Here is a 26,085-nt window from a genome sequence, read left to right on the forward strand (position 1 = left end):
ATCCATGAGCATCTTTTCATGGATGGTTATTTTATAAGGAGTGAATTAATGATGACAACATATAGTGCTTTAGAGCCGAATGAAATCCGTAAACGTATTCGCAATCAAGAAATTTCTGGACCAACTTCTGGCATGTCGATTGGGTTTACACAAGCAAATTTAGTGATTTTGAAGAAGGAGCATGCGTTTGACTTTCTACTATTTTGTCAGCGAAATCCAAAGCCATGCCCATTATTAGACGTGACAGAACCTGGATCATTTATACCTTCAAAAATTGCTAAAAATGCAGATATTCGCAAGGACATTCCGAAATATCGTATTTATCGAGATGGTATTTTAACGGAAGAAGTATTAGATATTACAGATTATTGGGAAGAGGATATGGTAGGTTTTTTAATAGGTTGTAGCTTTACATTTGAAACACCTCTTCTTGAAGCAGGTATTCCAATAAGACATATTCAAGAAAACTGTAATATGCCAATGTATAAAACAAATATCGCGTGTGAAAAAGCAGGTGTATTTGAAGGACCAACTGTTGTCAGTATGCGCCCTATGACACCAGAGGATGCGATTCGTGCAATCCAAATTACTTCGCGCTTTCCAAATGTACACGGTGCACCAATTCATATTGGTAATCCAGCACAAATAGGGATTACGGATATTTCAAAACCAGATTTCGGTGATGCCGTGTCCATTAAGCCGGGGGAAATACCAGTATTTTGGGCTTGTGGCGTAACCCCTCAGGCAGTAGCAATGGAAAGTAAACCTTCTATTATAATTACCCATGCACCGGGTCATATGCTAATCACTGATATAAAGGAAACAAGCTTGAGCATACTTTAAGGTATGATCGAAGACATCTATTTATAGTAAGCGTCAAGAGGATGGACAAAACCAATTTCTGAAATCTAAAAAGCTGGTGAGATTTTACGAAGAGTAAAATTTCACCAGCTTTGATTTTTTAAGTGGATGGCTAAAATTACAATGAAGTGAATGGTTCATTACAATTGAAATAATATTAATATATAATTTTTTATTATAAGAAGAAAGCGCAAGTTTGAAGGAACTAATGAGGTGTGTATATATGGATTGGAAACCTGATAGAAAAGCGAAAAAAGCTATCTATAAACAACTAGCAGAATATATTGAAAAGGGAATTGCAGATGGTACATTTCCACCTGATAAACCATTGCCATCAGAGAGATATTTAGCGAGTGCTCTACTTTTAAACAGAAGTACTGTCGTTCATGCATATGACGAATTAGAATCGATGGGGTTAATTGAAAGGACTAGAGGAAGCGGTACTACCATTAGTAAAGATATATGGGGTATAACAAAAAAACGGATTCCTAGTTGGAATAGGTATATTGAGGCGGGTTCTTTTTTACCGAGTCAACCTGTCACGCAAAAAATAAGAAAAGAAGCTGTTGAACATAAATTAATAAATTTAGCTTCCGGTGAATTGTCAGAAGAACTTTTCCCAAAAAGATTTTTAAGCGAAATAACGTCAACACGATCTTTTACAGGAAGCTTAGGATACGATCATCCACAGGGGAATGAAATCCTTAGAACTACCATAGCAAAACACGTGAAAAAAAGTCGGGGAATCGAAACCAATCCTTCTTCAATACTTATAACATCAGGAGCGCAACAAGCATTACATTTAATTGTACAATGTTTGTTAAAGCCTGGAGATGCAATAGCAATAGAAGATCCTTCGTACAATTATAATCTTCCAATTTTCAGATCGGTAGGTATACAAATACATTATTTACCTGTCGATAAGGATGGAATAAACCCAGAAGATTTGCAGTCATTATATAAAAAACACCGAATCAAAATGATTTTTTTAAATCCATATTTTCAAAATCCAACGGGCTCCTTATTGAATAAAAAGAAAAAAGAAGCGATTTTAGACATATCCTCAAAGCTTGGAATTCCAGTAGTAGAAGATGATCCCTATAGTTTAACAGCTTTTTCAGGAGAGAAAATCTCTACCCTTAAATCAATGGATAGGAATGGCAACGTATTATACATTAGTTCTTTGTCCAAAATTGTTGCCTCAGGATTAAGAATAGGGTGGATTATTGGTCCAACATCGGTGATTGAAAGGTTATCCGATGCGAAACAACAAATCGACTTCGGTCATTCTAGCTATACACAATGGATAGCGAATGATTTTTTAGAATCAGAAAATTTTCATATTCATATAAAAAGGTTAATTAAGGAATTAGAAAAAAGGAGAGATAAAATTATAAAAAGCCTTGATACTTATTTAAAAGATCAGGTGGAATATTCTATTCCTCAAGGTGGCATTCATATATGGTGTAAAATACTTAAAAATTATAATGAAACCCAATTGCTTGAAGAATCCATTAAAAGAGGCGTCATTTTTGTTCCTGGTTCTACACTGGGATCTAAAGTTGGGTTTGTTCGTTTTACTTTCGCAAAGGAAGATGAAGACTCAATCGACGAAGGAATTAAAAGGTTTGCAGAAGCCCTTAATAGTATATAGACAATTGGATGGTTAAATGGATGGTCAAAAAAGCATCGAATTGGATGGTTATAATAAATATAAATCCATTATCATGGAGAGGTGGATGTTAAAACATCAATATAGCCTAATTACTAATTATTTTTTATGAAACAAGGTGAACTGAAGGTAATAATAGAGTAATTGCTATTAAAATGATAAAATTTTTGAAAGAGTTGGTATGGTATGACAACAGGATTGATTATTACGCTAGTGATTGGATCTATTCTTAAATTGTTAATGAGCCCTCCCAGTATAGCTGTGGGGTGGGGAGTAAGTAAATTTGAACTTCATAAAAAACTTGATTCAAAAGATGTGACGGTAACATTTAATGGAAAGAATTTAGATGAGGAAGAAAAAAATAGATTTACAGACTATTTTAATAAAGCTTCCTTTTTGAAAAAACATTATATATTTCCAGGTAATGAAAAATTATTTTTACAACCAGAGACTAATGTTACTCCATTTATCATGAACGTAAAAAGAGGCAAAAAAGATGTTAATTTCTTTGTTTTTAGTTACGACAATCACGTTGATGTAGTCAAGAAGTACAAGGAGAAGGTTGTTTCATATAGTATTAATTCTGAACATCTTCAAAATTTCGCAGCTTTAACTATAAATGCAAACCATTAAAATAAGGTTTTCGAAAATTAGGGATTCGGTCACTGACGTAGAATCCCTTTTTAATACCCTGAAACATTACGTCGAAATTGTCTTCCAATTTAATTGAATGGAGGATTTTTTTGACAAAAAAGTCGGGATTATATTGCTACTCATCTCAGCACTTAATACTTGATGAAAAACTTCTTTAAACTAGGGCTTTACTTCTATGTCAAGGGCTGTAGATGAATGCGAATTTAAGCTCCATTGCAGGTGTCTAAACACTCGCTGAAATAGAGGAATCTCAGGCTAACAACTTAACATCGTGCTGTTGTTGTTGCTGCCGATTCGTTGGCACTACGCTTTCGCACAGTAAAAACCATGTTGCTGCCGCTTCGCTTTCGCATGAAAGACATTTGTTGGCCTAAAGCCCCAGCGGGAATAGAAGCAGAAATAGAAACTACTAATTTTTGGGATAATCCTCGATTCATTATTCATCTCCCTAAAAGCTGGTAGTATAATTGTAGAAGCATACATTCATAAAGGAGAGAAATTGATGACAGCTCAACAACAAGCAGCAATGCAATCCATGATCGACTGGCTAGCAGATGAACATGAACTTGGGCAAGAACCCAAGAAAATAGAAATTGCAGCAGAATTTGATTTATATGATATGCACTACTATATATTCAAGTATAAAAAATCATTGTTAGGAAAATGGCTCCTTAGCGTATGTGGAGGTTATGAGGATCCGTCTGACACTGAGCATTGCGGCCATATATTCAGCGAGATGCAACCTTATGACCCTGCGACTGCAGAGCAAGAAGCTGTAAAGATGGTAGAATTAATCCGAGAATACTGGATGCAGCGGGCTGCAGCATATGAAGCTACTCAATCCATGGAGGACGAGACGGAAACGCAAGAGAATGGATCTGGTATTTTTAACGGGTTCGTTCTGCTTAACTCTGCAGAATGTGATATTGATCAGATAAAGGCTAACCTTTTGAATGATTGGAACATCTCTTGCTCGTCAGTAGAAGATGAGGAAAACGTCGAAGAAACAGAGAAAGGAACCTTGGTCTTTGAAGTGGACGACTGCATGTTAGCGGTTAGTTTTGTCGATGCTCCAGTACCCGATGGTGAGGCTGAGTATTATGCACAGGGAAATTACATGTGGAAGGAAGCCGTGGCGGTTACTCAAACGCATGTTGCTCAAATCATCCTGGCTGCATTTACCCGCTCCGGCTCCCCGCTGGACAGTGGCAGGCTCTACACTAAGCTGGCGGCAAGTTGTTTAAAGCTTCCTAACGCAATAGGGATCTATACATCTGGCACCGTATTCCAACCTGAACTTTTTCAGGATATGGCTGAAGCCATGAAGAATGACGACATGTTTCCTTTACTGAATCTTGTTTATTTCGGCCTGGTCGGAACGGAAAAAGGGGTAGATGGATATACTTATGGGTTAAAAGCCTTTGGCAAGGATGAAATTGAAATTCTGGACAGTCAAGCAACTCCTGCCGAACTGCGCGATTTTTTGATTATGATTTCCGGATATATAGTAGAAGAGAATGTCACTTTAAGGGATGGAGAAACAATCGGCTTTTCAGCAGAACAAAAGCTACCGATATCCCGTTCTGAGGCAGTTTATGTCGATGGGGATACTCTCAAAATCCAATACTAGTCTCATGCTCAAAAGACACCGTAGCAGGTGTCTTTTTTTATTGTGCGCCCGGCATGCGCAACAACTTGGTGGTGAAAGTCCACTACAGGCTTGGCAGTAGGAACTGTTAGCGAAAGACAAGGGTGTCCATGGTGACGTGGAATCTGAAGGAAGTCGGACGCAAAATCTCGAACTGACGAACAGAAATCAGATATAAGGCTGAATTGGGACGGACGAGTTTGCAGCACAAAACAAAGTCCAATACTGCCCGAATCCCATACAGTAAATCTGGCAGTTACATGAGAGGAAAGTGGTTGCGCTTACCCGGGGAGGTCTCTTGAGGGTTATTGGAGTAACAATCGGATGAATCAAGAGAAGTCAGCAGAGGTCATAGTAGCTTTCTAACAAAAGTAAAGGACCGAACAATCTTAAATCTTGAAGGAACAAGGAGGTGAAGACATCCCATCAAAGCACAGAAAACATCGAGGTAAAGACCAAAAGATGGCTACTTATAGAGGGATAAGCTGGAAGCGAAAGAGTATATAAGAGCGTGTAGGGATGTAATCATGGAAATGAAGAAACAAGATGGTATCAATTTAATCGATAGAATCGTTACTAACGGCAACTTATGGAGAGCTTTTAAAAAGGTAAAAGAAAATGGAGGAGCTCCGGGTGTGGACGGAATAACAGTTCACGAACTAAAATCTCATCTCTGTAATGAATTCTTCTAGATACGCTCTTAGTCGTTGGTGATGGATTGTGTCAAAATAGCTTTTTAAATCACAGTCCACCACTGTTCGATATCCTTCTTGATAGTATTGTTCGGCGAGTTCGATTGCCTGATGTCTTCCTTTTTGACCATGATGATGCGATGAAAATAGCACATTCAAGAAAAGGGTATTAGGGACTATCGAGAAACGGAAATGGCAATACAAGGTTATTTATACCCATGTAATGAAACGCTCGCAATTAAGTTATTAGAATTGATTAGTGATTTGAATATCTATGTAGAAAATCAGGAACAATTAGAGTTTGCAAATGGCTCTGTTGTAAGTAGAGAAAGCAATAAACTTGTACCAATATTAGTTGAGACAGACGCGGAAGCAAAAGTAAAAATTCGTAAAGGTCAGCAAAAATATAAAGAGGCGTTAGCTCCATTATGGAATCATCAATGTGCATTATGTGGTGCAATGCTTAGAGTAAGTCATTCCAAGCCGTGGAAGGATAGCACAAATGAAGAAAGATTAGATGCTTTTAATGCTTTGTTGCTATGTTGTAATCACGATGCATTATATGACAAAGGCTATATTGCATTTGATGGTACAGGCAAGATACATATCTCTGAACGAATTGATGAATTGGATTATGTAAATTATGGTATTCATCCTGAAATGCGGGTGAATCGTTACGAAGAAATAAGAAGTATTTTTAGTGGCATAAGAAAAACGTGCTTTTATAGTGAAAACTGACAAAGAGAAGCAAGATTTATATGGGGGGATCCATTCTATGGATTGGTTTTGACTCCCGCCGTTCTACGTTTCGCTTCTTCTTTCGCTTTCTTCAAAAATCGAAGGGGACAAGCTCCCATAGAAAAACACCTTCTCATTGATTATTTCAGGTTTCAATACCCGTTTTTCAATGAAAGGTGTTTTTCTTTATCACATGGTTAGACAAGTAATTTCCTACTCTCAACGCTATTGTTTTAACCGAGGTATGTCCATGCATCTATAATACATCTAGTAGCTTTTATTAATGGATTTTGTTTTGACTGAACAACTGCATACTTTAATATGTAACCGTCATATCCGTAATAAAAGCTGGTTTTTTATACTCATATACTTTCGTTATTTCTTTATTATCCAAGTCATACTTATAGATACATTGTATTTTAGAAATTATACCGTCAAAACTAACATCTGCTGCATTTTTAGGTATACCCGAAAAATAAATAAATCGCTCATTTTTTGACAATACCGCTAGCCTTCTTTGACCAATCTCTGATAATAGGGGACTTTTACTTTTATTAATCATTTGATCTGTTAATATGGTAGTTAATGTTTTGTCTGTAAGAGATAACTGATAAATGCCGCTTCCTTCATCTTCATTTATATTTGCCCCTCCAAGAATAACAGTATTCCCATTAGGTCCATATGCCATCGAATCAATATTGACGGCTTTTATATTCGTTACCAAATTCATGTCAGAGCCATCTAAATTCATTTCATATATTGAATAGACAATTTGCCCTAAAGGTACACCAGCATCATTTGCAGCCTTCCTTCTTGCTGTATTCTCTTCCTCAGAGACAAATGCACCAATAATTTTGTCTTTAGAAGTATCATACATTTCTACAGCACGGTCAGGTTGTTTTGTATCAAATACAATAGAATTCTTCTTTTTAACATCTATTTTCGAAATCTTGGATACAGGGAATGTTGCCCCTAGTATTTCACTGTAGATGGTGTTGTTATCACCAAATCTAGGAATAAGTTGTCCTAAAGTATCATTTGTAACTTGATAAGTTTTTTTATCCTTTCTGTCTAATAAATAAATCTCCCAAGGTCCTTCACCTTTTGCACTTGTATAGGCAAGATATTGTTTATTGTCTGAAAGTGATGCATGTAACCAAACCTCTTCATTATTAACTAATTCGTTTTCTACATTTTTTTCAGGATTTATCTCCACTACACTACTTTTGCCTTCCTTATCAAATACAGAAACAATGAGTTCTTCATTATCATCAACATGCTGATCACTAACAGGTGGATCACCAACAGGTTGGCTGGTATCTTCTTTCTTTTGACATCCAAACAAAACTAATACTAACGATAAAAAAATGATAACAGAAGTACCCATTGTTTTTTTCCTGTATTTACAAACAGATCTATACATTATGCACTTCATCCTTTGCGAAGTTTTTTTAGAAATTGTATTATCACATACCAATAACTATCAAAATACTACATATTATTTTGATAAGAAACTCAGTTATTTCTTAAATTTATACAGCCTATTTCCCCTAATTAAGAAGAGCTAATTCAATCAGAATCACTGAAAAAGTCAGTTTACGCCAAAAAAGATTGTGTAAACTGACTTTCCATAACAAATAAAATCAGAAAGAATTATTTACTATCCCAACTAATCGTACCGTCAAATACTCCCGTACTTAAAGTATGTAGCTTACTAAATGATTGTTTAGACATATCTAAAATTCTTCCCTTTGCATACGGTCCTCTATCTAAAATTAAAACTGTTGTTTTATTTGAATTCTTGTTACTTTTTACATTAACATATGTCTTCATAGCTATAGTTTTATGAGCCGCACCATCATTCGCTTTTGAACCAGATGCTGTACCACTTTCTGCCCAAATATCAAACCAAGAAATTTCACCCGATTCTGTTTTTACGGCTAAAGGACGTATTCCTTGTTGCGGATTAATTTCTTTCATTTCAACATTAATAGATTCTTCAGTTTCTGGGACAACTACTATTGGTGCACCTAAAGCATCATAGACCACTGTCATACCTGGTTTTATAACTGGCAAATCTGTTTCGTCTGCTTGAAGTCTATATTGTTGCATAAAACTTGGTTTTTTATCTCCTTCTCTTAGAATAACAGATTCTTCCTGTTCATTAAATTTAATTACTGTCCCAGGAGCCATGTATCCAGGAATAGTAGCTTCATTGTCTGTACTCGTTTCAATCCCTTCATTTGAATTAGCAGCAAAAGCTAAATTGGGAATAACCAAAGTGGATGCTACTACACAGCCTAATAATAATTTTTTCATTTTACATCTTTCCCTTCGCGTTTTTTTAGAAATATGTTGCTAGTTGCATCATATTACGTAAAAAGAATACACGAAAAATTTGTTTTAAAGAGTGTTTCTTCTTATAAAGTAATCTATATGTCCTTAACGCTAACTCATACTATTATAATAACAAATAGGAAAAAAAATCAATATTTCAGGAAAATTAATTCCAATATTGTATAATTTGTGTAAAATAAGAAAGAAAGGTGGACGTTTATGAAATATATAGAGGATCAACTAGTCAATCTATTTACACTTGAATCTCATACACAAACTGAGAAGCTAAAAATTGAATATGGTATTAAGCTAATTGTTTCAGAGGCAGTTATATGTTATTGATAGTGTTTGCTGTTAGATTACTTGTTTCAAGTCTCAACAAAATCCAAACGATTCGGCAAAAGGAAGTAACACAGCAGCAGTTTTTTGAATATATGCAGGTATTGGAGCAAGTGAATACAGATATGCAAAAGTTCCGCCATGATTATATAAATATTTTAATGTCGTTGCAAAACTATATAGAAGATGAGGATGTACAGGGGTTAAAGCAATATTTTTATTCGCATATTATGCAGGTGGAGCAACAGACCTTATTCCAAAGTAAAATGATTGGTACATTGGAAAATTTGCAAATCGTCGAGCTAAAAGGTTTATTATCCTCTAAGCTGTTACTCGCGAATCGTTTACAGCGGAGGGTCACGATTGAAATTCCACATACGATATCCTCTGTTAATATGAGTCTTATTGATTTAACGAGGGTGCTAGGCATTTTGATTGATAATGCTCTTGAGGCGAGTGTTGCAAAAGCAGATTCAGTTGTGCATATTGCTATTCTCTCCACAAATGACCATGTTGTTATCGTCATCGACAATCCATTACAGGATGCAAGCTTCAATATTTCAACTATCTTTGATTATCAATCCTCTTCTAAAGGAGAAGACCGAGGGATTGGTTTAGCTAATGTGAAGGGAATTTTACAGACCTATCCTAATGTTACATTAAACACGCGTATTGAAAAACAACGCTTTATTCAGGAGTTACAAATTTTCTAAGGAGTGTCTACTATGAAAATTGTTATTTGTGAGGATGATGCACAACAACGAAAATTTTTGCAATCGACTATTGTTCATTCTTCTTTATTTCAATATGAGGATGTTGAGATTGCATTGATCGCCTCTAATCCATCTGAGGTACTTACATACATACAGGAACACCGAGCAGATTGTTTTTTATTGGATATTGAGCTTCAGCATGAGATAAATGGCTTAGAACTGGCAAATACCATACGCAGTAAAGATCCTTTTGCAACGATTGTCTTTATTACCACATATGTGGAAAAGCTAAGGCTAACCTTTACGTACAAAGTAGCAGCACTGGATTTTATTGTTAAAAATGAGCCGGGTTTAGCTGAAAATTTAATCGACACCTTGCATGTTGCTTATCAAAAACATCAAAATATACATGCCCAACAAATTGAAATGACTTTTCAAGTGAAAATAGGGGAACATATTAAATTCATCCCATTTGATGATATTTATTGCTTCTGCACATCACCAATTGCACATAAAATTGAGCTGAAGGAGAAAAGTGGTGTCTATGAATTTTTTAGCAATTTAACAGATATTGAACAGCAATTAGATAATCGCTTTTTCCGCTGTCATCGCGGGTATATTGTTAATTTGCAGCATATACATAAGATTGACTCAACCTATCGAAAAATTACAATGAAAAATGGCTCTATTTGTCATTATTCATATCGCTACAAAAAAGCATTTATGAATGCACTGGCCTCTACAACAGAAATTATTTCTAAATAGTGCTAGTTCAGAAAAGTGATATCTTTTTAGCATGTTATTCTGCTGATACGTTAGGAGTGATACTATGATTCGACAATTAACAGTCGATAATCATGAGATTTGCATGGCTCTCGTTCAATAGCAACCTGCTGAAAATTTATTTATGATCGGGGGTATCTACTGGGTACTGAAAAACTTCAATTGGTTCCACTTAGCGAGGTATTCGACGATTGAATCGTCGAATACCTCGCCTTTTTAATTTATAATTGAGAGACTAAATGCAGGTGGTGTTCTCAATGATTTCAACCAAGAGACTTTCAACTTAAGTCCATATAACCAATTTAAAATATTTTCTATTGAAAGTTAATTGTATATGAACTAAAAACCTTTCTCACAATTCGCTTATAGAATATTGACCTTCTTCAAACAATTGAAGGATATGTAGTTTTAACTCGAGTGGATGTTTGCTTCGCCCCATAAAAAATACTCCCCTTAGATAAACAGATTTTATTTTTTAATCTGTCTACCTAATAGGGAGCATATCAAAATCTACTCTATCTATCTCAATTATATAATCTATAATTAATCATCAATCTTTCTTACTTCCAAAAAAAATTAAAACCACTTTAACTTTTCCTTTTTTAGTTTTTAAATCTATATCTAAACCATCTTTTTTCCAATCAGAAGAATACCATAAATAATCAGTTCCACTAATTTTAACTGTATGATCAGGAACAACAAACTCTTCTTTTACTTTATTTAGATACATTTTATGAATCCCTGATACAGTGTCTGGTGTGTTTTCTTCTTTGCTCCAATCAAATTTATGCCACCAAAAATTTAATTCATTGATTTCATCAAAGAAATAATGCGTTGTTCCTGATAATCCATATCTCGCTTTATTTGTAAAAATACTAGAGTTCTTCGTAGAGTAAGTAACATTGTTCTTCACAATCTTATACACAGAATCGTAAGACATGCCATGCTTAATATCAGAATCATTGTAGATACTATTTTGGTTATTGTTTAATTTGTTTCCAACTTTAACCTAAATATTTTACAGTTCTATACATAAACTTGGATTAATTTGCATTCAGAATACTCGTGAATATCAGAAAAAACAGTATTTTTTATTTAGTATTAACCTATACAGGGAAAATTATCTTCTATTAGGTTTTTATGGCATATACCGATATACCATTGAATTATTTCTCCGGTAGCATTAAACATAGTTGTTACAGAATGATTTTTTTAAGGGGAAATTGTTGCAACCATATATAGCCGTTATCAACAATACATAGGTTTTTTCTCCATAATTCACGGTTAAAGGTTCAGTAACCTGGAGTGTTTTTAATAATGTAGTAAAACCTTTGATTTCTCTAATGTCAAGGTATGATTGACTATACTTTCTTTCGATAACTCGTAGCCATTCTGAACGGTCACCGAACTTTCTTTTTAGCATACTGAACCTCCAAACTCATTTAAAATAATGAGGATACAAATCTTTATGCCGCCATATCCAGTGTTTCATCTCAACGATCATGTCTTCATAGCTAGGAACAATAAATGAAAAATCTTTTCGTGTGTTGACTAGTGTTTTATCGATGTTTACGAGGGGATATGGCTGGATCGTAACTTTATTTTCTTTGAAGTGCATATTGAATAATTGCAGTAGCTCAAATTTTGAAATACTGCTATTGTTGACTAGGTGGTAGAGGCCTGTTGTCCCTTCAATTGCTGCACGTTCAATTGCTTTTGCTAACGTTAGGGTAGTAACTCCGGTCCATATTGCACCAGTATAGCCGCGAATAGTATCATGCTGCTTCATAAACCAATTGAAGAGACCAATGCCGTCTTCCTTCAAATCAGGACCGATGATAGAGTTACGAAACGTTAGGTGTTGAGTGCTTTCAATTTCGCCTAGTCCCTTCGTACGATCGTAAAAGGTTTCCCCGTCGCGAAGGCTTTTTTCATAATAGGGAGCTGTTTTTCCTGAGAATACACAATCTGTACTTAAATGAATAAGCTTAGTATTACTGTTTTTTAATAAAGATTCAATGGCATGAGGCAAATAACTATTGAGATATACACTTTTCTCGCGGTCCGTTTCACAGGCGTCATTTAAAACACCGATACAATTGACCACAACATCATAGGCGTGATCTAATAAAAGTGACCTTAAAAAATTTGTATCTGTAATATCTCCTGTAATATTATTGCCACAAGAAAAGGATGTTCGTGAATAGGTTGTTACATCATGCCCTTTGGCGTACAAATAGAGTGAAATTGTGTGGCCAGCCATTCCAGTAGAGCCAAGTACTAAAAATTTCAAGGTTTTCCTCCCGTCCAATTTTGTAATTCTTCTTGAATGAGAGGAAGCTTTAATAATTTTTCTTTTATTTCAGTGACGGACAGTATTTTCGTATTAGTAGAGTTGTATTCATCTGTTAACGTAATTTTAGGAGAGCCCTCATCAAGATATTTTCCGTAATTTAAATCTCGATTATCCGCAGGGATTCTATAAAAATTCCCCATATCAATGGCCTTTGCAGCTTCTTCCTTTGTTAATAACACTTCGTAAATTTTTTCGCCATGCCGTGTTCCGATAACTTGTATTTTATTTTGAGCTTGGAAAATTTCTAGTAAAGCCAGTGCTAAATCCTCAATATAAGCAGCCGGGGATTTTTGTACCATTATGTCCCCATTATCAGCGTGTGAGAAGGCGTATAAAACTAATTCAACTGCCTCATCAAGACTCATCATAAAGCGTGTCATTTTTGGATCTGTAATCGTTAAAGGCTTGCCAGCTTTAATTTGTTCAATAAATAAAGGGATTACTGAGCCCCTTGAAGCCATGACATTTCCATATCGTGTCCCGCAAATCAATGTTTTATCTGGATGAACCATTCTTGATTTAGCAATAAACGTTTTTTCCATCATGGCCTTTGAAATTCCCATTGCATTTACTGGATAAGCGGCTTTATCAGTGGAAAGGCAAATAATTTTTTTCACACCTGCTTGAATAGCAGCCGTTAAAACATGATCAGTGCCAAGGATGTTCGTCTTAACTGCTTCCAGTGGGAAAAATTCACAAGAGGGGACTTGCTTAAGAGCGGCAGCATGAAAAACAAAATCGACATCATACATTGCATTGTGAATACTTTGGATGTCACGTACATCGCCTATGAAAAATTTAATTTTCGGATGTTGATAGAGTTTACGCATATCATCTTGCTTTTTCTCATCTCTTGAAAAGATACGTATTTCTTTAATATCGGTATTCAAAAATTTCTTTAATACTGCATTACCAAAAGAGCCAGTGCCGCCAGTAATGAGAAGAACTTTATCTTTAAACATTGTTACACCTCTGCATGTACGGAGTAATGATTCATTTTAATCCTCTACGATGTAAATCATATTCAGAATTTTCCCTTGGGAAGTTATACCAGTATGCCAATTCATTTGTATATTTACTTGTCGGGTTTTTATCCATTAAGGCACAATTAAAATCCCAATCCCCAGCAATATCTTTTCTTATGGTAAAGGTTGCATCACCTATAAAACTTCTTCGAATAATTTTAAATTGCCCAGGTAATGTGTAACGGTTAGATTCATCTTTTATAAATGCATAGCCTGCCTTTGTTAGCATGTTGTAGTAGTAAATATCAAACTGACCATCTACTTGGGCTAAGACGTTTCGAATAGCGGGTAAATAGTGATCATCACTATCAATGATAGCTATATAATCACCCGAAGCTTCTGCGATACATCGATTATAGGCTACACTAGCACCCAAATTAGTTGGATGATTAATAATTTTTAAGGCAGGGCAGTTTTTTTGATAGTCCTTTAAAATGGCTAAAGTATTGTCCGTAGAGCCATCATCGCAAACGATAATTTCATAGGCGTATTCTTTAGGAATACTTTCTAACAATGTCAATATCCACTCTTCACTATTGTAGGCAGGTGATAAAAAGCTAATTTTCATGTAACACCTCGATTCTTTTATTGTTAGTAGAAGTGTTCAATAGGCGTAAGTAGAAGTTTTATAAAGTCTATACTGTTTACTTTCATTGACAAAAAGGATTCTTTATTACAATATGCGTTGCAAGAGTTGTTATATAGGCAATTGCTTACAATCGTTAGTTATTTAAAAGAGAGAACACTTCAAAAATAAGGTGATTTTACTAGTGTATTCATGATATTTATACTATTCTTTTCACGTTATTCAACGAGAAATCATATTTTAATGAAGTACAGACTTTAAAAAGGGGAATGTTATGTCAAAAAAAATAGCCTTCATATGTAGTGTGGAATCGTATAAGCTCTCCGACGCACATATTTTCAAAGATTTGTGCCTTGTTCCGATTTTGTTAGGTGAATATTTAGGATATGATGTTAGTATTTTGACGACGGAAATGAATGAGGCATTATTGAAACAAAATTTTCCTGCTGTTACTTTTCAACATATTCCGTTTGAGGATGACTATGTTGCTAATATGAATACTTATTTAATAGAGCATGCAAAGGACATCGATATTGCATTTGTAATAGGACCGTATCCATCGTATTTGTCGATATTAAAAACCTATAAAAAATTTAATCCGAACGGAAAAATTTATATGAAACTTGATGTTAATCGTTTTTGGTTAAACCGATTAAAAACCTATCCTTATTTCTCAGAGTTACTCCAGCTTTGTGATGTACTTTCCTCTGAATCTGAATCCATTCAAAACGCTATTCATGAATTTTTAAATTTAGATATTAAACGTATTCCTAATGGTTTTTATGAGCTATTTCAAACAGAGCCGGTTTCATTTAATGAGAAAGAAAATAGAATACTAACGGTTGCCCGTTTAGATGCTCCTGAAAAACAAATTCTTTTAGCAGTCAAAGCATTTTTAGCTGCACAACTTTCAGATTGGGAATTTCGGTTAGTAGGTCCAATGTCAGAGGCGTTTAGACAGGAGCTGTTGAACGTGCTTGATGGAAATCCATTTGCGGCACAGGTCGTTATTTTAGGACCGATTTATGATAAGGTACGATTGGAGGAGGAGTATAGAAAGGCTAAAATTTTTTGCCTTACCTCTTTAGTAGAATGCTATGCTCATGTATTTGCTGAGGCTGCAAAGAATGGTTGTTACATTGTTTCGACTGATGTAGATGGGGCTATGGATATTACTCATAATCAACGCTATGGAACAATTCATCCGACACATGATTGGCAAAGTGTTGGGCGGACATTGCAGCAAGTAACGAAACAGGAAGCTTTATTGGGGGATACGTGTGAACACCTCCAAGCATTCGCAAGGGCGGAATTAAATTGGAAGCATATTGTGCAAAAAGTAGCAGAATATTTAGGGGAAAAGCCAAGTTTAAATTAGATCGAATTAGAGGAAGGGTAGATCATCTCTAACATGCCATTATTATAAGGTGATTGGCATGAAGACAAGGCGACTCCTTGAAGATTAGAGAGCTAGTAGGGGAACGAGTATGGAAATAAAATCCTCGTTATGGTGAATAAAGGTTCATCACCAAAAGTTGTGAATGACTTTTGTTAAAACGTCTACTATGTAAATAGTTGATTGGAGTGGAGATTGGGCGACTCCTCGGGGATCAGCGATAGAGGAACGAAGGCTAAAAGCATCACATCCTGTGATAACGCCTTCGTGACCAACATCGTGTTGGCCCGAGACCCTGCAGCGTAGCGGATGTTTTCTGTAGCGAAAGCGAAGCGGCAGCAACAAAGCGCCCAGTCGGAACGGAAATCAACCACACGTTTTGGTGATGATCCTGAATAAAACATAAATGTATAAAAAAATCCCCTAGATTTTTCATCATCTAGGGGATAAACCTTCATTTTTTTGAAAACTTAAATCTTGCAGCTATTACACTACCTTCAACTGAAAAGTCTATTGTTCTTTAAAGTTCGTTTTTCAGCCCAATGGTATATCTTATTTTATTTCAAGTGTATATGGTTGAGTACTAGCTTTGCCGTAATATTCACTTACTTCAATATAGTAAGTGCCTTTATCCAGTTCGACTGTACCTACTTCAGCATCTCCAGCTCCGTAAAGATCTAAAGTTTCTACTGTTTTTCCTTTTGCATCAATAATACGGATGACGCCATCAAGTGCTTTTTCTGTTTGAAGAGAGAAGGACACATTGCGTTTGCTGTCGTTTTTAAATTCAAAATAGTCCTTATCACCAAATGGAACACCAGCATTTAGATATTGAGTAGCTACCCATTTATCATCTTTTTTCGTAAGTACAGTTGGTTTTGTCGGTATACCATTAACTAACTTAGAATCTGCATCTTCATCTAGTTTTTTATGATCAAATAAAGTTAAAGTATATGGCTGGATTGATACTTGTCCAACATTGCTTCCGTTAAGAACAATAAAATAACCGTGGTCTTTTTTTGCTTTAAAAGAAGTATTTACATCTGTTGTTCCTCCAAGACCGAGTAGTATTTGAAGGAGGTCTTCACCTTGTCCAAATTGAATTTCAGTCGCCATTTCTTGTGGATCGATTTCCATATTACCATTTGTATCTTCTATAATGGAGCCTGAAAATTTCAAGTCATTTTGAAGTTCTTTAGGTAATTGAGCTAGCTGTTCTTTAGTATATGGTACAGAAGAAATAAGAAGACTCATGACTTCATCTTTACCCTGTTGTTTATAGTAGTAGAAATCAGTATCATCTTGATAAATGAGATGGTCTTTATAAGTAATACCAGATTTAAGCGTTTTTGCAGTAGTTGGTGTGTTATTATTTCTATTATCGTCTTCTGGAATAGCTGCCATTTTACTTGTTTTAAGTGTATATGGTTCAGCAGAACGATCACCAAGATTCATCACTTTTACAACATATGTTTTGTCCTTTTTCAATGCAATTGCCTTAGCATCGTTTGGATCACTTGTTGATCCAAAAAGTAGACTGAGTAACCCCATATCATTCGATAATGAAGAAACTGGGATTAATTCATTTGTTTCCTCATCATATTCGAATACATTACCGGCTGGAGATTGGTTTAACCCTTTTTGAATTTGGAAACCATATACGGCATCTTCTTTAGCTGTAAATGCGAAGTAATCTTCATCATCTTCTGTTTGGAAGTATGCTTTTTGATCTTTACCAATATCAAAACGAATTGCTTGGTTCATGATTTGGTCAACGTTTTCCGGTTGTCCCATAGCATCTAGATTCATGAATATATTCATAAAATCATTTAGTTGATTACGTTTCTTTGTTTTATACTCAGTTAAAGATAAAATATCCTTTTGTACGTTGTTTTCTTGCATTCCTCCATTTGATGAAAGTCCGTCTTCATCATTAGGAAGGGTAACGACTTCACCTTTTAATGTGTAAGGAATGATTGATTCACTAACAGTTTGCTCTGTTTCAATACCGCCGCCAAAGAACATATCAAGTGAAAAATTCATACCGTTTTCATTAGATACGCTTATTACATACTCTTCCTCAGGTACAGCATCGACAACTAAGTTGACGCCATCGCCTTTATCCGTGCCATAAGATGCTCGGATTGGGTAGGCCTCATTTAATCCTTCAGCATCGTCCTCCTCTGACGGAACATTAACTAAATCTTCTTTTAGATAAAGCTCCATAGAAGCAGAAACACCTGGAATCCCAGCTAAATCAAATTTCAGTGTCGTTGGTTCATTTACTGAAAATGTAAAATAATCTTTATCACCTAGATGATCTTCAGAAAGTAGGGTATAGTTTTTCCCGGCTGTACTGAATGGGAATTTTTCAATCTTCTCCATATGTGCCATATCTAATGCATCAATTGGTAATTTTTTAGTCGTTTGAGCCGTGAATACGTAGTTTGAATTACCCTTCGAGCTATAGCTGCCATTATGATCTTTTACGCCAATAAGAAGGGTTCCTTTTTGATCTGCTTTATATAGGTATCCTTCTTGCTTGCCTACACGAACATCATTGACGTTAATTGGTTCTACTTCTTTTTTATTACCATCAGGGTAGAAGTATAAATCAAATGCATAATCATATTTGTCTGCACCTTTTAATGTCAGTTGAGCATACTCATTTGCGTCTAGATCCACCTTGTACCATTTCTTCTCGTCTGGTAACTTGAATTCACCTTTTTCAGTATTTACTATATCTTTTTTAAGGACTTTTGCGTTTTTCAAGCGCTCTTCTTTTGTTTCAGAATACTGTTTTGGTAGATTATTAATATTAAACTGTAATGCTTTCACAGGATCTACAAGGCCATGTCCATATGTAAGATCATAGCCCTTGTCACCTAAATCCTTTGCGGTCATTTCGAGAATAGCTTCTATTTCATAAGGCTTTAAATCTGGATATTTTGATTTTAGTAGGGATGCCACACCTGCAACAACAGGAGATGCCATCGATGTTCCACTAAATTTTACAAAGGATGATCCTTTTTTCTCATCATGAACTGAACTGTAAATGTCTTCACCTGGAGCTACAAGATCAACCGATGGACCATAGTTTGAATAGCTCGATAGCTTATTTCGATCATTCGTAGAGCCTACACTAATAACGCCTTCGTAAGAAGCAGGGAAGGAGTAATTGTCTGTCGATTCATTTCCAGCAGCTGCTACAATGGTAACTCCTTTATCAATTGCTTTCTGAACGGCTTCCTGCATTAATGGAGATTCACCATAACCGCCAAGGCTCATATTGATAACATCTGCGCCTTGCTCAATGGCGTAAAGGATTCCTTGTGCAATAACGAAATCATTAGCGCCATCTTTTCCGTTGAATACATCAATTGGAAGAAGCTTGGCATTTGGATTAATTCCATGTCCTCCAATACCATTATCTTTTGCCGCGCCAACAATTCCTGCTACATGTGTTCCATGCTCACTAGGATAAGATGTATTGGCAGGTGCTGCTGCATTATATGGTGGAAGCACTTGAGATTTTAAATCTGGATGTTTAAAATCCACACCACCATCGATAACAGCTACTTTTACATCATTGTTGCCTGCTAATTCTAGTGCTTTATCAATTTGAAGTAGACTCAAATGGTACATATCCTGTTTCTTTGGATCTACTGCTGTGCCAAAGGAATGATACACGTAGCTTGGAGATACTTTTTTAACTCCTTTTTGTTTCACATAATATGAAACTGCTTTTTCTAAATCTGTTCCTTTGTTCAGTTGGATAACATCGTATCCTAATGAAGGAATAGAGCGGATCACTTTTGCGCCAATTTTTTTGTGCACATTCTTATCAAGACCGGAATGTTTGACGATAATCGTATCCTGACTAATCCATTCTTTTTGATTCTTAGATGTTTGATCCTTATTGCTAGCTACTTTCACTAACTCTTGGTTCTTCGCTGTTTTTTGTGGCGCTTCAGCAAAGGCAGAAGTAGCAGGAACCATTAGTGCTGCAGTTGCTACTAAAGCAACTGATTTTTTTTTCCAGTTTTTCAACTGTTTTCCCTCCTTGAGTGTGCCAAATATTTGTGACATCTATACTAATACGTATGACTAATAGAAAAGTTTCGTAATAAGTATATATTTTTCCAAAAGCACCATTCTATATTTTACCATATTTCCCCCATTATAAAAATATGTAGAAGAGAGGTCGAAACATTCTACTCGATTTGTGAGATTGGAGTAGGAGCTTGGATTCAACCATAATTGAATTGTACCAACTATGAACAAATTGTCTTAAAGCTGCTCAAGAAGTCTGTGTAAATCTTTCTTCGAACGGGGCATTTTAATGTTTTTTTTAAATAACTTTTTCTTTTGCAAGGCAATGGCCATTTCAAAGACCCATGGGCGTTCAAGATGGGCTCTTTCAAGCAAATCCTCTTGGAAGAACATTGCAACTGGATCTCCATTATAAATAATTCTCCCAGCTTCCATCACGATTATTTGATCTGCCCATTCATAGGCTAATGAAATATCATGCGTAGCTAGTAAAATTGTTCGTATATCGTTCTCTAACGTAGCTAAATACTTTAAAACTTGTGCACTATAATAATTATCTAGTCCAGCTGTCGGTTCATCTAATAATAAAACGGAAGGTTCCATTGCAAGTACTCCTGCCATTGCGACACGTTTTTTCTGTCCAACACTTAAAAAATGGATCGGTTTATCTAGCAATGCTTCGACTTCGGTTTGAGCGACAGCCCACGCAATTTTCTCTTCAATTTTTTCAGTTGTCCAGCCAAGATTCAAAGGACCAAATGCAATATCTTGCTTAACTGTGCCAGAAAAAAGCTGATTGTCGGCATCCTGAAAAACAATACCAACCTGTTGGCGCAATTTTTTTAATGCTTTTCTACTATAGTTCAGGTCATTGCCACAAAAGGATATACTTCCAGCGGTAGGCTTCAAAATACCATTTAAATGCTGAAATAACGTTGATTTTCCAGCTCCATTATGACCGAGTAAAGCGATTTTTTTCCCCTTTGGAATTTGAAGTGTAATATCTGTTAGGGCATAAGTTCCATCTGCATAAGCGTAGGATAAATGTGTTAAATCAAAGTATAAATCTGTCATCAGAAAAACCCTCCATAAATGATGAGGAGTATAAAAATAGTAGCAATACCTACCCAATTTTTCGCGTTATAGGTAACATCGTCTTGCCAATAAACAGTTTCGCCACCACGCGCTTCCATCGCATTGTTTAGCTCACGACTTCGTTGGAACATCTCGACAAATAAAGCTGCAATTAACATTGATACCGAACGGAGCCACTGCATAGGGGAGCTGTATCCTAGACGAGCCTGCTGGGCAAGATGAATTTTTTGCATACTATCTAAAAAGATAAAAATAAAACGATACGTTAGCTCTACTAGCTCTACAAATAGAGTTGGAAGTCGCCATTGTCTTAGCACGTAACAAATAGATTGGACTGATGTTGTGAGAATTAAAAAATACAAACAGCTAATGCTGCCAAGGACGATGAAAAAAAGCTGTTGCGCTGTCACGAGGCTCGCTCTGCCGATAAAAATCGTCCAACTATTAAATGAAAATGACCAAATATACGTTGGTAACGTGCTAGTTGTTGGCGCTATAGAAATTAAAATTGACACTAAACTTGATAGTAAAAAAAATCCAGGTAGCAATAGTAATTTAGCATAATATTTAGCAGGGATTTTTGCGCCTAAAATGATAAAAGCACTCATCACAATAAATGTAATGAGTGACATTCGTTCATCTCTCATGATAAGCGACAATATAAGTAGTCCAAGGGATAACGTCGTTTTTTCTAACGGATGAACAGACGCTAATTTATTCAAATAAGCATACTTATCAATGAGTAACATCGCTTAACCCTCTTTATGTTTGCCACGCATTAAGCCAATGAAATAGCCGATAAATCCAGCGCCAATAGCAGCTTGTAGTGCGAATAATAAGCTTTCAATTTCACCACTTGGTGGCTCCCATAAGCTTTCAAACCATGGCTCGTAGTTTGCATCAATTTCACTAATTGCTGCTTCCGCTTCGCCATCAGCCCCCTCGAATTCTGCACCTTTTTGAATAAATAGGGGGATAATTGCTAGGAACACAACAATGGCTAAGAGCAGTAAGTTCTTTTTCATGTTAGTGAGCCTCCTTTGTTGAGAAAACACGTAGAGCTTTTAATTCACTCACATTGTATTTTTTCAGAAAATTCATAACGATCACTGTTAAAATTCCTTCACTAACAGCAAGAGGAATTTGTGTTAACGCAAAAATACCAGCAAATTTTGTGAATGAAGCCATAAAGCCACCGACCTCAGAAGGGAAGGCAAGAGCTAATTGTACAGATGTGACAACATATGTACCTAAATCACCAAGCATTGCTGCTAAAAAGACGGCTACTGAAAATGATAATCCCAGTTTTTGTGAGCCCTTAAATACATAGTAAGCGATAATAGGGCCCATAATTGCCATGGAAAAGGTATTTGCCCCTAATGTTGTAAGCCCACCGTGTGCTAACAGTAAAGATTGGAATAATAATACGATTGTCCCGATAACACTCATCGCTAATGGTCCAAAAAGAACTGTCCCAAGTCCAACTCCAGTTGGATGCGAACAACTCCCTGTTACAGAAGGGATTTTTAAGGCAGATAGTACAAAGGCAAAGGCACCCGATAGCCCTAATATCATTTTTGTTTCAGGATTTTCTTCAATGGTTTTACGAATAGAACGTAATCCTAAAATAATAAATGGAATCGATACGACCCACCAAAAAATCGCCCATTCAATTGGCAAAAAACCCTCCATAATATGCATCGCAAATGCACGATTTGGCACGAATAAAAATGCCAATAAGAAATAACTAAGCTTCCAACCTGAAAATTTCAAGAATCTCTCCTCCTAGCTTTAAAATTTTTCGAATTAGTATGCGATCGATAAAATTTCGCCTTGGCGTAATTGTAGCTGCCGCTTCGCTTTCGCTACAGAAAACATTTGTAGCTGCCGCTTCGCTTTCGCGCAGATAAACAATGCGTCCGGATTTTGAATTGTGCAAGCACAATTCATTCCTTTCAAAGTCCGTGACATCCGCCGGAAGCTTTTTTTCATTCAGTAGGTGTTTTGGCCCGGTTGGAACCATATCTGTACTCATCTACTACCTTGAGATGGAGTCTCTTCTGAATGAAAAAAAGCACTTCTCCGATAGTGGAAAAGTGCATGCTAAAAAAGCAAATAAAATTCTAATCTGCTAAGCCGCACACCCATCCTCGTAGGTTGAAACGATCACATATTTTTCGGCAGGTCTCCTGGCTTTAGTTCAACGTTTTATAGGCCTTCCCATCCTTTGGACAGTGACATTCTCTATAAAACTTCCTAGTACAGTGGCGGGACCGCGCCGGACTTGAACCGGCTTCCCTTTTAAGCGAAATGCTGAACAATTCGCACCGAAAAAAGATGAAGTTGTGAGATTTCACGACAAAGTGTAACATGAATTTCCATATATATGCTATGATTTTTATAGAAAAATTTTAAATTAATAGTCTACGTCGAAAATTTAGATAAATCAAAAAGAAATGTCGCGTTTTTCTATAGAATTTTAAAAAAATTGTCACAAATTAAGAAAGTAATATTGAAATTTTTAAAAAATAAGCTATGATAGAAACAGTTTTCAATTACATTAAAATTCTTTCAGCAAATGTCTTTTGTAGCGAAAGTGAAGCGTTAGCTACAGAAGTCTCCTACCTCTATAGATGGTAAGATGAATGCTGATTTAAGTTCTTTTCAGCGGGTGTCAAAACACCTGTACCTGCTGAAAGAAGTTAAAGCCTCCGGCGGCTGTCATGCAATTATGCCGAGGCATACTTGATATATTAAAAATTCATATAAAACGTCCATAAGTGCTTGAATATTCAAGATAATAGGGAAATCGGTGAAAGTCCGATACAGCCCCCGCTACTGTAATAGCTGATGAAATCGCGGATGCCACTAGTGAAAACTTGGGAAGGCGCGAAAGTAAAAGGAAGCTTAAGTCAGGAAACCTGCTTATGGGATGATACATGCAAACTTTTCGGAGGGAGAAGTTGAAGCGAAAGCGAGTACCCGTATATATTCGTTTTTATTTGGCTTCTACAAAACCTTTACTCTTCGTCTAGAGTAAAGGTTTTTTTTTCCTAAAAGCAAATGAGGGGAGAACGACTATGACAACTTGGAATTTAGAGGGGATGAAAACACATCTTTTTATTTGTAATGGTAGTAGCTGTATGAAAAAAGATGGGGAGGACATTACACAGGCGATCCGTGATGAAATACAGTTGCTGGCGCTTGATAAGGAAATACATACGACGAGAACTCGCTGTAATGGCAGATGTAAAGATGCTTGTGTTGTCATTGCATATCCTCAGGGAAATTGGTACCGTGTGCCAACAACGGAGCATGCGAGAGCACTCGTACAAGATTTAAATCATGAGTCGTTACATAATGAGCATGTCTTTACATTGCAGGAAGGTTCGTTACAGCGTACAGCACAAACAACAGCCATTAAAGGCATTGAAAAGGTGAAAGAGGGGTAACAAAATGGCACAAAAAGGTAAGATTTTCGTAGTTGGCTTTGGTCCTGGAGACTTTAAACATATTACGACTCGTGCTGTGGAGGCACTACAACAAAGTGATATGATTATAGGCTATAAAACGTATGTTGAGCTTATTCAGGATTTAGTTAGTGCAAAGTCGATTATTAGTACTGGTATGACGGAGGAAGTTTCACGTGCACAGGAAGCGGTACGTCAAGCAGAGGCTGGAAGTATCGTATCGGTCATTTCTAGTGGAGATGCCGGGGTTTATGGAATGGCAGGATTAGTGTATGAGGTATTAATCGAGCTAGGCTGGACAGAGGCAACTGGTATCGAGGTAGAAATTGTTCCAGGTATTTCAGCTATTAATTCGTGTGCAAGTTTACTAGGTGCTCCAATTATGCATGACGCCTGTACCATTAGTTTAAGTGACCACTTAACACCTTGGAATTTAATTGCAAAAAGAGTAGAAGCGGCAGCAATGGCGGATTTTGTTATTGCTCTTTATAACCCGAAAAGTGGACGTCGTACGAGACAAATTGTAGAGGCACAACGAATTTTATTGGAATATCGTTCGCCAGATACACCAGTTGGACTTGTGAAAAGCGCATATCGTGACCGCCAGGAAATAACGATGACTACTTTAGCAGAAATGCTTGAACATGATATCGGCATGTTAACGACAGTTATTATTGGGAATTCAACAACATTCTTCTACGACAATAAGATGATTACGCCACGTGGTTATCAGCGTAAATATACACTTGGTGTAGAAAAACAACCGTTACGACCGCATCAACGACTTAAGGAAGAAAATGAACCATGGGCGATGAATCAAGAAACAGGAGCAGCGCGTAATGATTTTGCGACAGATCCTAATGCAAATCGTATTAAGCCCAGTTTAGCCATTAAACCACAACCAAAGTCTAACAAATCGTCACTTGAAATGGCAACAGCAGCTCTTGCAATGGTAAAGGGAACAAACGCTGTGAAAGTATCACCTAAGCGTGTTCAACAAAAAATCGAATCTATTTTTGAATTAGCGGTTAGTCCTGGGGTAGCCAATAAGTTCTTTACGCCTCAACAAATGAAGACTTTAGCTGAAGTAGTTGGTGAGGAAGGAACGATGGAGTATACACCAGACCATCAAATTCATTTGAAAATTCCAACGTCTGACCCTGAAGAAATTACAGCAAAGCTCCGTGAAGTTGGCTTTTTACTTGCACCACTTGGTGACGTGCTTTCGTTAAAGGCTTGTGACTTCTGTTACGGAGAAAAGGTCGATTCGATTCCATATGCAGAAGAGATTCAAGAAAAGCTTGGGGGTATGGCGTTACCGAAAACATTAAATATTGGCTTTAATGGCTGCGGTATGGCGTGTTATCGAGCAGTATTTGATGATATTGGCATCGTTTATCGTAAAAGTAAATTTGATGTTTTTATTGGTGCCAAGCCGGTTGGTCGTACAGCTCATGCTGCACAGCCTGTTGTTGAGGGGTTAGAGCCTGAACACCTCATACCACTTATCACCGACATTATCGATGAATATAAAGCAAATGCGCATCCAAATGAACGTCTGTTTAAATACTTCAAGCGTGTGAAAAAGATCCTACATTTTACGTATCAGGATATGTCTTCAAAAATAAAAGTAGAGCCCGCTCCATGCGGCGACTAGTGAGGAGTAA

25 protein-coding genes and 2 riboswitches are annotated in these 26,085 nt (G+C 36.4%); of the genes, 12 read left to right on the forward strand and 13 right to left on the reverse strand.

Annotated elements, in window-relative coordinates:
• Positions 1–51: 51 nt before the first annotated feature.
• The 3 genes from ACIPKN_RS13375 (at position 52) to ACIPKN_RS13385 (ending at position 3,166) form a co-directional block, all read left to right on the forward strand.
• Positions 52–843 carry a putative hydro-lyase gene (locus tag ACIPKN_RS13375; protein WP_400936858.1) on the forward strand — a complete coding sequence of 264 codons (792 nt, stop codon included), beginning with the start codon at positions 52–54 and terminating at the stop codon, positions 841–843.
• A 241-nt stretch (positions 844–1,084) separates the two neighbouring features.
• A complete protein-coding gene (pdxR, locus tag ACIPKN_RS13380) occupies positions 1,085–2,515 on the forward strand; it encodes a MocR-like pyridoxine biosynthesis transcription factor PdxR (RefSeq protein ID WP_400936693.1) in 1,431 nt (476 codons plus the stop codon).
• Between the two features lie 204 nt (positions 2,516–2,719).
• Positions 2,720–3,166 (forward strand): YfmQ family protein, encoded by a 447-nt coding sequence (locus ACIPKN_RS13385; RefSeq protein ID WP_400936695.1) that lies wholly within the window; start codon positions 2,720–2,722, stop codon positions 3,164–3,166.
• 284 nt (positions 3,167–3,450) lie between these two features.
• Here the strand turns inward: ACIPKN_RS13385 and ACIPKN_RS13390 are convergent, their stop codons facing one another.
• Complete coding sequence (locus tag ACIPKN_RS13390; protein ID WP_400936697.1) at positions 3,451–3,624, reverse strand: hypothetical protein; 174 nt, start codon at positions 3,622–3,624, stop codon at positions 3,451–3,453.
• A gap of 65 nt (positions 3,625–3,689) precedes the next feature.
• Here ACIPKN_RS13390 and ACIPKN_RS13395 point away from each other — a divergent pair, with 65 nt between their 5' ends.
• From ACIPKN_RS13395 to ACIPKN_RS13405, 3 genes are all read left to right on the forward strand, one after another.
• A complete protein-coding gene (locus tag ACIPKN_RS13395; protein WP_400936699.1) occupies positions 3,690–4,817 on the forward strand; it encodes a DUF4261 domain-containing protein in 1,128 nt (375 codons plus the stop codon).
• A gap of 551 nt (positions 4,818–5,368) precedes the next feature.
• Positions 5,369–5,527 carry a hypothetical protein gene (locus ACIPKN_RS13400; protein WP_400936701.1) on the forward strand — a complete coding sequence of 53 codons (159 nt, stop codon included), beginning with the start codon at positions 5,369–5,371 and terminating at the stop codon, positions 5,525–5,527.
• A gap of 192 nt (positions 5,528–5,719) precedes the next feature.
• Complete coding sequence (locus ACIPKN_RS13405; protein ID WP_400936703.1) at positions 5,720–6,265, forward strand: HNH endonuclease; 546 nt, start codon at positions 5,720–5,722, stop codon at positions 6,263–6,265.
• Between the two features lie 316 nt (positions 6,266–6,581).
• On the opposite strand, the gene ACIPKN_RS13410 is transcribed toward ACIPKN_RS13405, so the two are convergent.
• Together ACIPKN_RS13410 and ACIPKN_RS13415 are read right to left on the reverse strand one after the other, a co-directional pair.
• Entirely contained in the window at positions 6,582–7,688 is a 1,107-nt protein-coding gene (locus ACIPKN_RS13410; protein ID WP_400936705.1) for a TolB-like translocation protein, read from the reverse strand.
• 230 nt (positions 7,689–7,918) lie between these two features.
• Positions 7,919–8,584 carry a septal ring lytic transglycosylase RlpA family protein gene (locus ACIPKN_RS13415; RefSeq protein WP_400936707.1) on the reverse strand — a complete coding sequence of 222 codons (666 nt, stop codon included), beginning with the start codon at positions 8,582–8,584 and terminating at the stop codon, positions 7,919–7,921.
• A 237-nt stretch (positions 8,585–8,821) separates the two neighbouring features.
• On the opposite strand from ACIPKN_RS13415, the gene ACIPKN_RS13420 reads away from it, so the two are divergent.
• The 3 genes from ACIPKN_RS13420 to ACIPKN_RS13430 are packed head-to-tail and all read left to right on the forward strand — an operon-like array spanning position 8,822 to position 10,419.
• Positions 8,822–8,944, forward strand: a complete 123-nt coding sequence (locus tag ACIPKN_RS13420) for a hypothetical protein (protein ID WP_255504959.1) — start codon at positions 8,822–8,824, stop codon at positions 8,942–8,944.
• A complete protein-coding gene (locus ACIPKN_RS13425) occupies positions 8,935–9,654 on the forward strand; it encodes a GHKL domain-containing protein (protein ID WP_400936709.1) in 720 nt (239 codons plus the stop codon). The genes ACIPKN_RS13420 and ACIPKN_RS13425 overlap by 10 nt, the downstream gene beginning before the upstream one ends.
• Before the next feature lie 12 nt (positions 9,655–9,666).
• A complete protein-coding gene (locus tag ACIPKN_RS13430; protein WP_400936711.1) occupies positions 9,667–10,419 on the forward strand; it encodes a LytR/AlgR family response regulator transcription factor in 753 nt (250 codons plus the stop codon).
• A gap of 568 nt (positions 10,420–10,987) precedes the next feature.
• On the opposite strand, the gene ACIPKN_RS13435 is transcribed toward ACIPKN_RS13430, so the two are convergent.
• The 4 genes from ACIPKN_RS13435 to ACIPKN_RS13450 form a co-directional block, all read right to left on the reverse strand.
• Positions 10,988–11,350 carry a hypothetical protein gene (locus ACIPKN_RS13435; RefSeq protein WP_400936713.1) on the reverse strand — a complete coding sequence of 121 codons (363 nt, stop codon included), beginning with the start codon at positions 11,348–11,350 and terminating at the stop codon, positions 10,988–10,990.
• 525 nt (positions 11,351–11,875) lie between these two features.
• On the reverse strand, positions 11,876–12,730 hold the full coding sequence (locus tag ACIPKN_RS13440; protein WP_400936715.1) for an SDR family oxidoreductase: 855 nt from the start codon (positions 12,728–12,730) through the stop codon (positions 11,876–11,878).
• Positions 12,727–13,755: a polysaccharide biosynthesis protein gene (locus ACIPKN_RS13445; protein WP_142507102.1), complete on the reverse strand. Its 1,029-nt coding sequence runs from the start codon at positions 13,753–13,755 to the stop codon at positions 12,727–12,729. Before ACIPKN_RS13445 ends, ACIPKN_RS13440 begins: the two co-directional genes overlap by 4 nt.
• Positions 13,756–13,786: 31 nt before the next feature.
• Positions 13,787–14,386 carry a glycosyltransferase family 2 protein gene (locus ACIPKN_RS13450; protein ID WP_400936719.1) on the reverse strand — a complete coding sequence of 200 codons (600 nt, stop codon included), beginning with the start codon at positions 14,384–14,386 and terminating at the stop codon, positions 13,787–13,789.
• A 292-nt stretch (positions 14,387–14,678) separates the two neighbouring features.
• Between ACIPKN_RS13450 and ACIPKN_RS13455 the strand changes: the two genes are divergently transcribed.
• Positions 14,679–15,782, forward strand: coding sequence for a glycosyltransferase (locus ACIPKN_RS13455; RefSeq protein ID WP_400936722.1), 1,104 nt, complete (start codon positions 14,679–14,681; stop codon positions 15,780–15,782).
• A 570-nt stretch (positions 15,783–16,352) separates the two neighbouring features.
• Here ACIPKN_RS13455 and ACIPKN_RS13460 read toward each other — a convergent pair.
• The 6 genes from ACIPKN_RS13460 to ACIPKN_RS13485 all read right to left on the reverse strand — a co-directional run bounded on the left by ACIPKN_RS13460 (position 16,353) and on the right by ACIPKN_RS13485 (position 22,983).
• Positions 16,353–19,850: a S8 family peptidase gene (locus ACIPKN_RS13460; RefSeq protein WP_400936725.1), complete on the reverse strand. Its 3,498-nt coding sequence runs from the start codon at positions 19,848–19,850 to the stop codon at positions 16,353–16,355.
• A gap of 240 nt (positions 19,851–20,090) precedes the next feature.
• Positions 20,091–20,927, reverse strand: a complete 837-nt coding sequence (locus ACIPKN_RS13465) for an energy-coupling factor ABC transporter ATP-binding protein (protein ID WP_400936727.1) — start codon at positions 20,925–20,927, stop codon at positions 20,091–20,093.
• Positions 20,927–21,697, reverse strand: a complete 771-nt coding sequence (gene cbiQ, locus ACIPKN_RS13470) for a cobalt ECF transporter T component CbiQ (RefSeq protein ID WP_400936729.1) — start codon at positions 21,695–21,697, stop codon at positions 20,927–20,929. The genes ACIPKN_RS13465 and cbiQ overlap by 1 nt, the downstream gene beginning before the upstream one ends.
• A gap of 3 nt (positions 21,698–21,700) precedes the next feature.
• Complete coding sequence (locus ACIPKN_RS13475; RefSeq protein ID WP_132359992.1) at positions 21,701–21,973, reverse strand: energy-coupling factor ABC transporter substrate-binding protein; 273 nt, start codon at positions 21,971–21,973, stop codon at positions 21,701–21,703.
• Between the two features lies 1 nt (position 21,974).
• Positions 21,975–22,721 (reverse strand): energy-coupling factor ABC transporter permease, encoded by a 747-nt coding sequence (locus ACIPKN_RS13480; RefSeq protein WP_400936731.1) that lies wholly within the window; start codon positions 22,719–22,721, stop codon positions 21,975–21,977.
• A complete protein-coding gene (locus ACIPKN_RS13485; protein WP_400936733.1) occupies positions 22,696–22,983 on the reverse strand; it encodes a hypothetical protein in 288 nt (95 codons plus the stop codon). Before ACIPKN_RS13485 ends, ACIPKN_RS13480 begins: the two co-directional genes overlap by 26 nt.
• A 127-nt stretch (positions 22,984–23,110) precedes the next feature.
• A riboswitch (cobalamin riboswitch) is annotated at positions 23,111–23,295 on the reverse strand.
• A 414-nt stretch (positions 23,296–23,709) separates the two neighbouring features.
• A riboswitch (cobalamin riboswitch) is annotated at positions 23,710–23,891 on the forward strand.
• A gap of 137 nt (positions 23,892–24,028) precedes the next feature.
• Between ACIPKN_RS13485 and ACIPKN_RS13490 the strand changes: the two genes are divergently transcribed.
• Together ACIPKN_RS13490 and cobJ are read left to right on the forward strand one after the other, a co-directional pair.
• Positions 24,029–24,400: a (2Fe-2S) ferredoxin domain-containing protein gene (locus ACIPKN_RS13490; protein WP_400936736.1), complete on the forward strand. Its 372-nt coding sequence runs from the start codon at positions 24,029–24,031 to the stop codon at positions 24,398–24,400.
• Positions 24,401–24,404: 4 nt separating this feature from the next.
• Positions 24,405–26,075: a precorrin-3B C(17)-methyltransferase gene (cobJ, locus tag ACIPKN_RS13495; protein WP_400936738.1), complete on the forward strand. Its 1,671-nt coding sequence runs from the start codon at positions 24,405–24,407 to the stop codon at positions 26,073–26,075.
• Positions 26,076–26,085: the final 10 nt, after the last annotated feature.

This window comes from Lysinibacillus sp. NPDC086135 (genome assembly GCF_044746345.1).
In the GTDB taxonomy this organism is placed as follows: domain Bacteria; phylum Bacillota; class Bacilli; order Bacillales_A; family Planococcaceae; genus Lysinibacillus.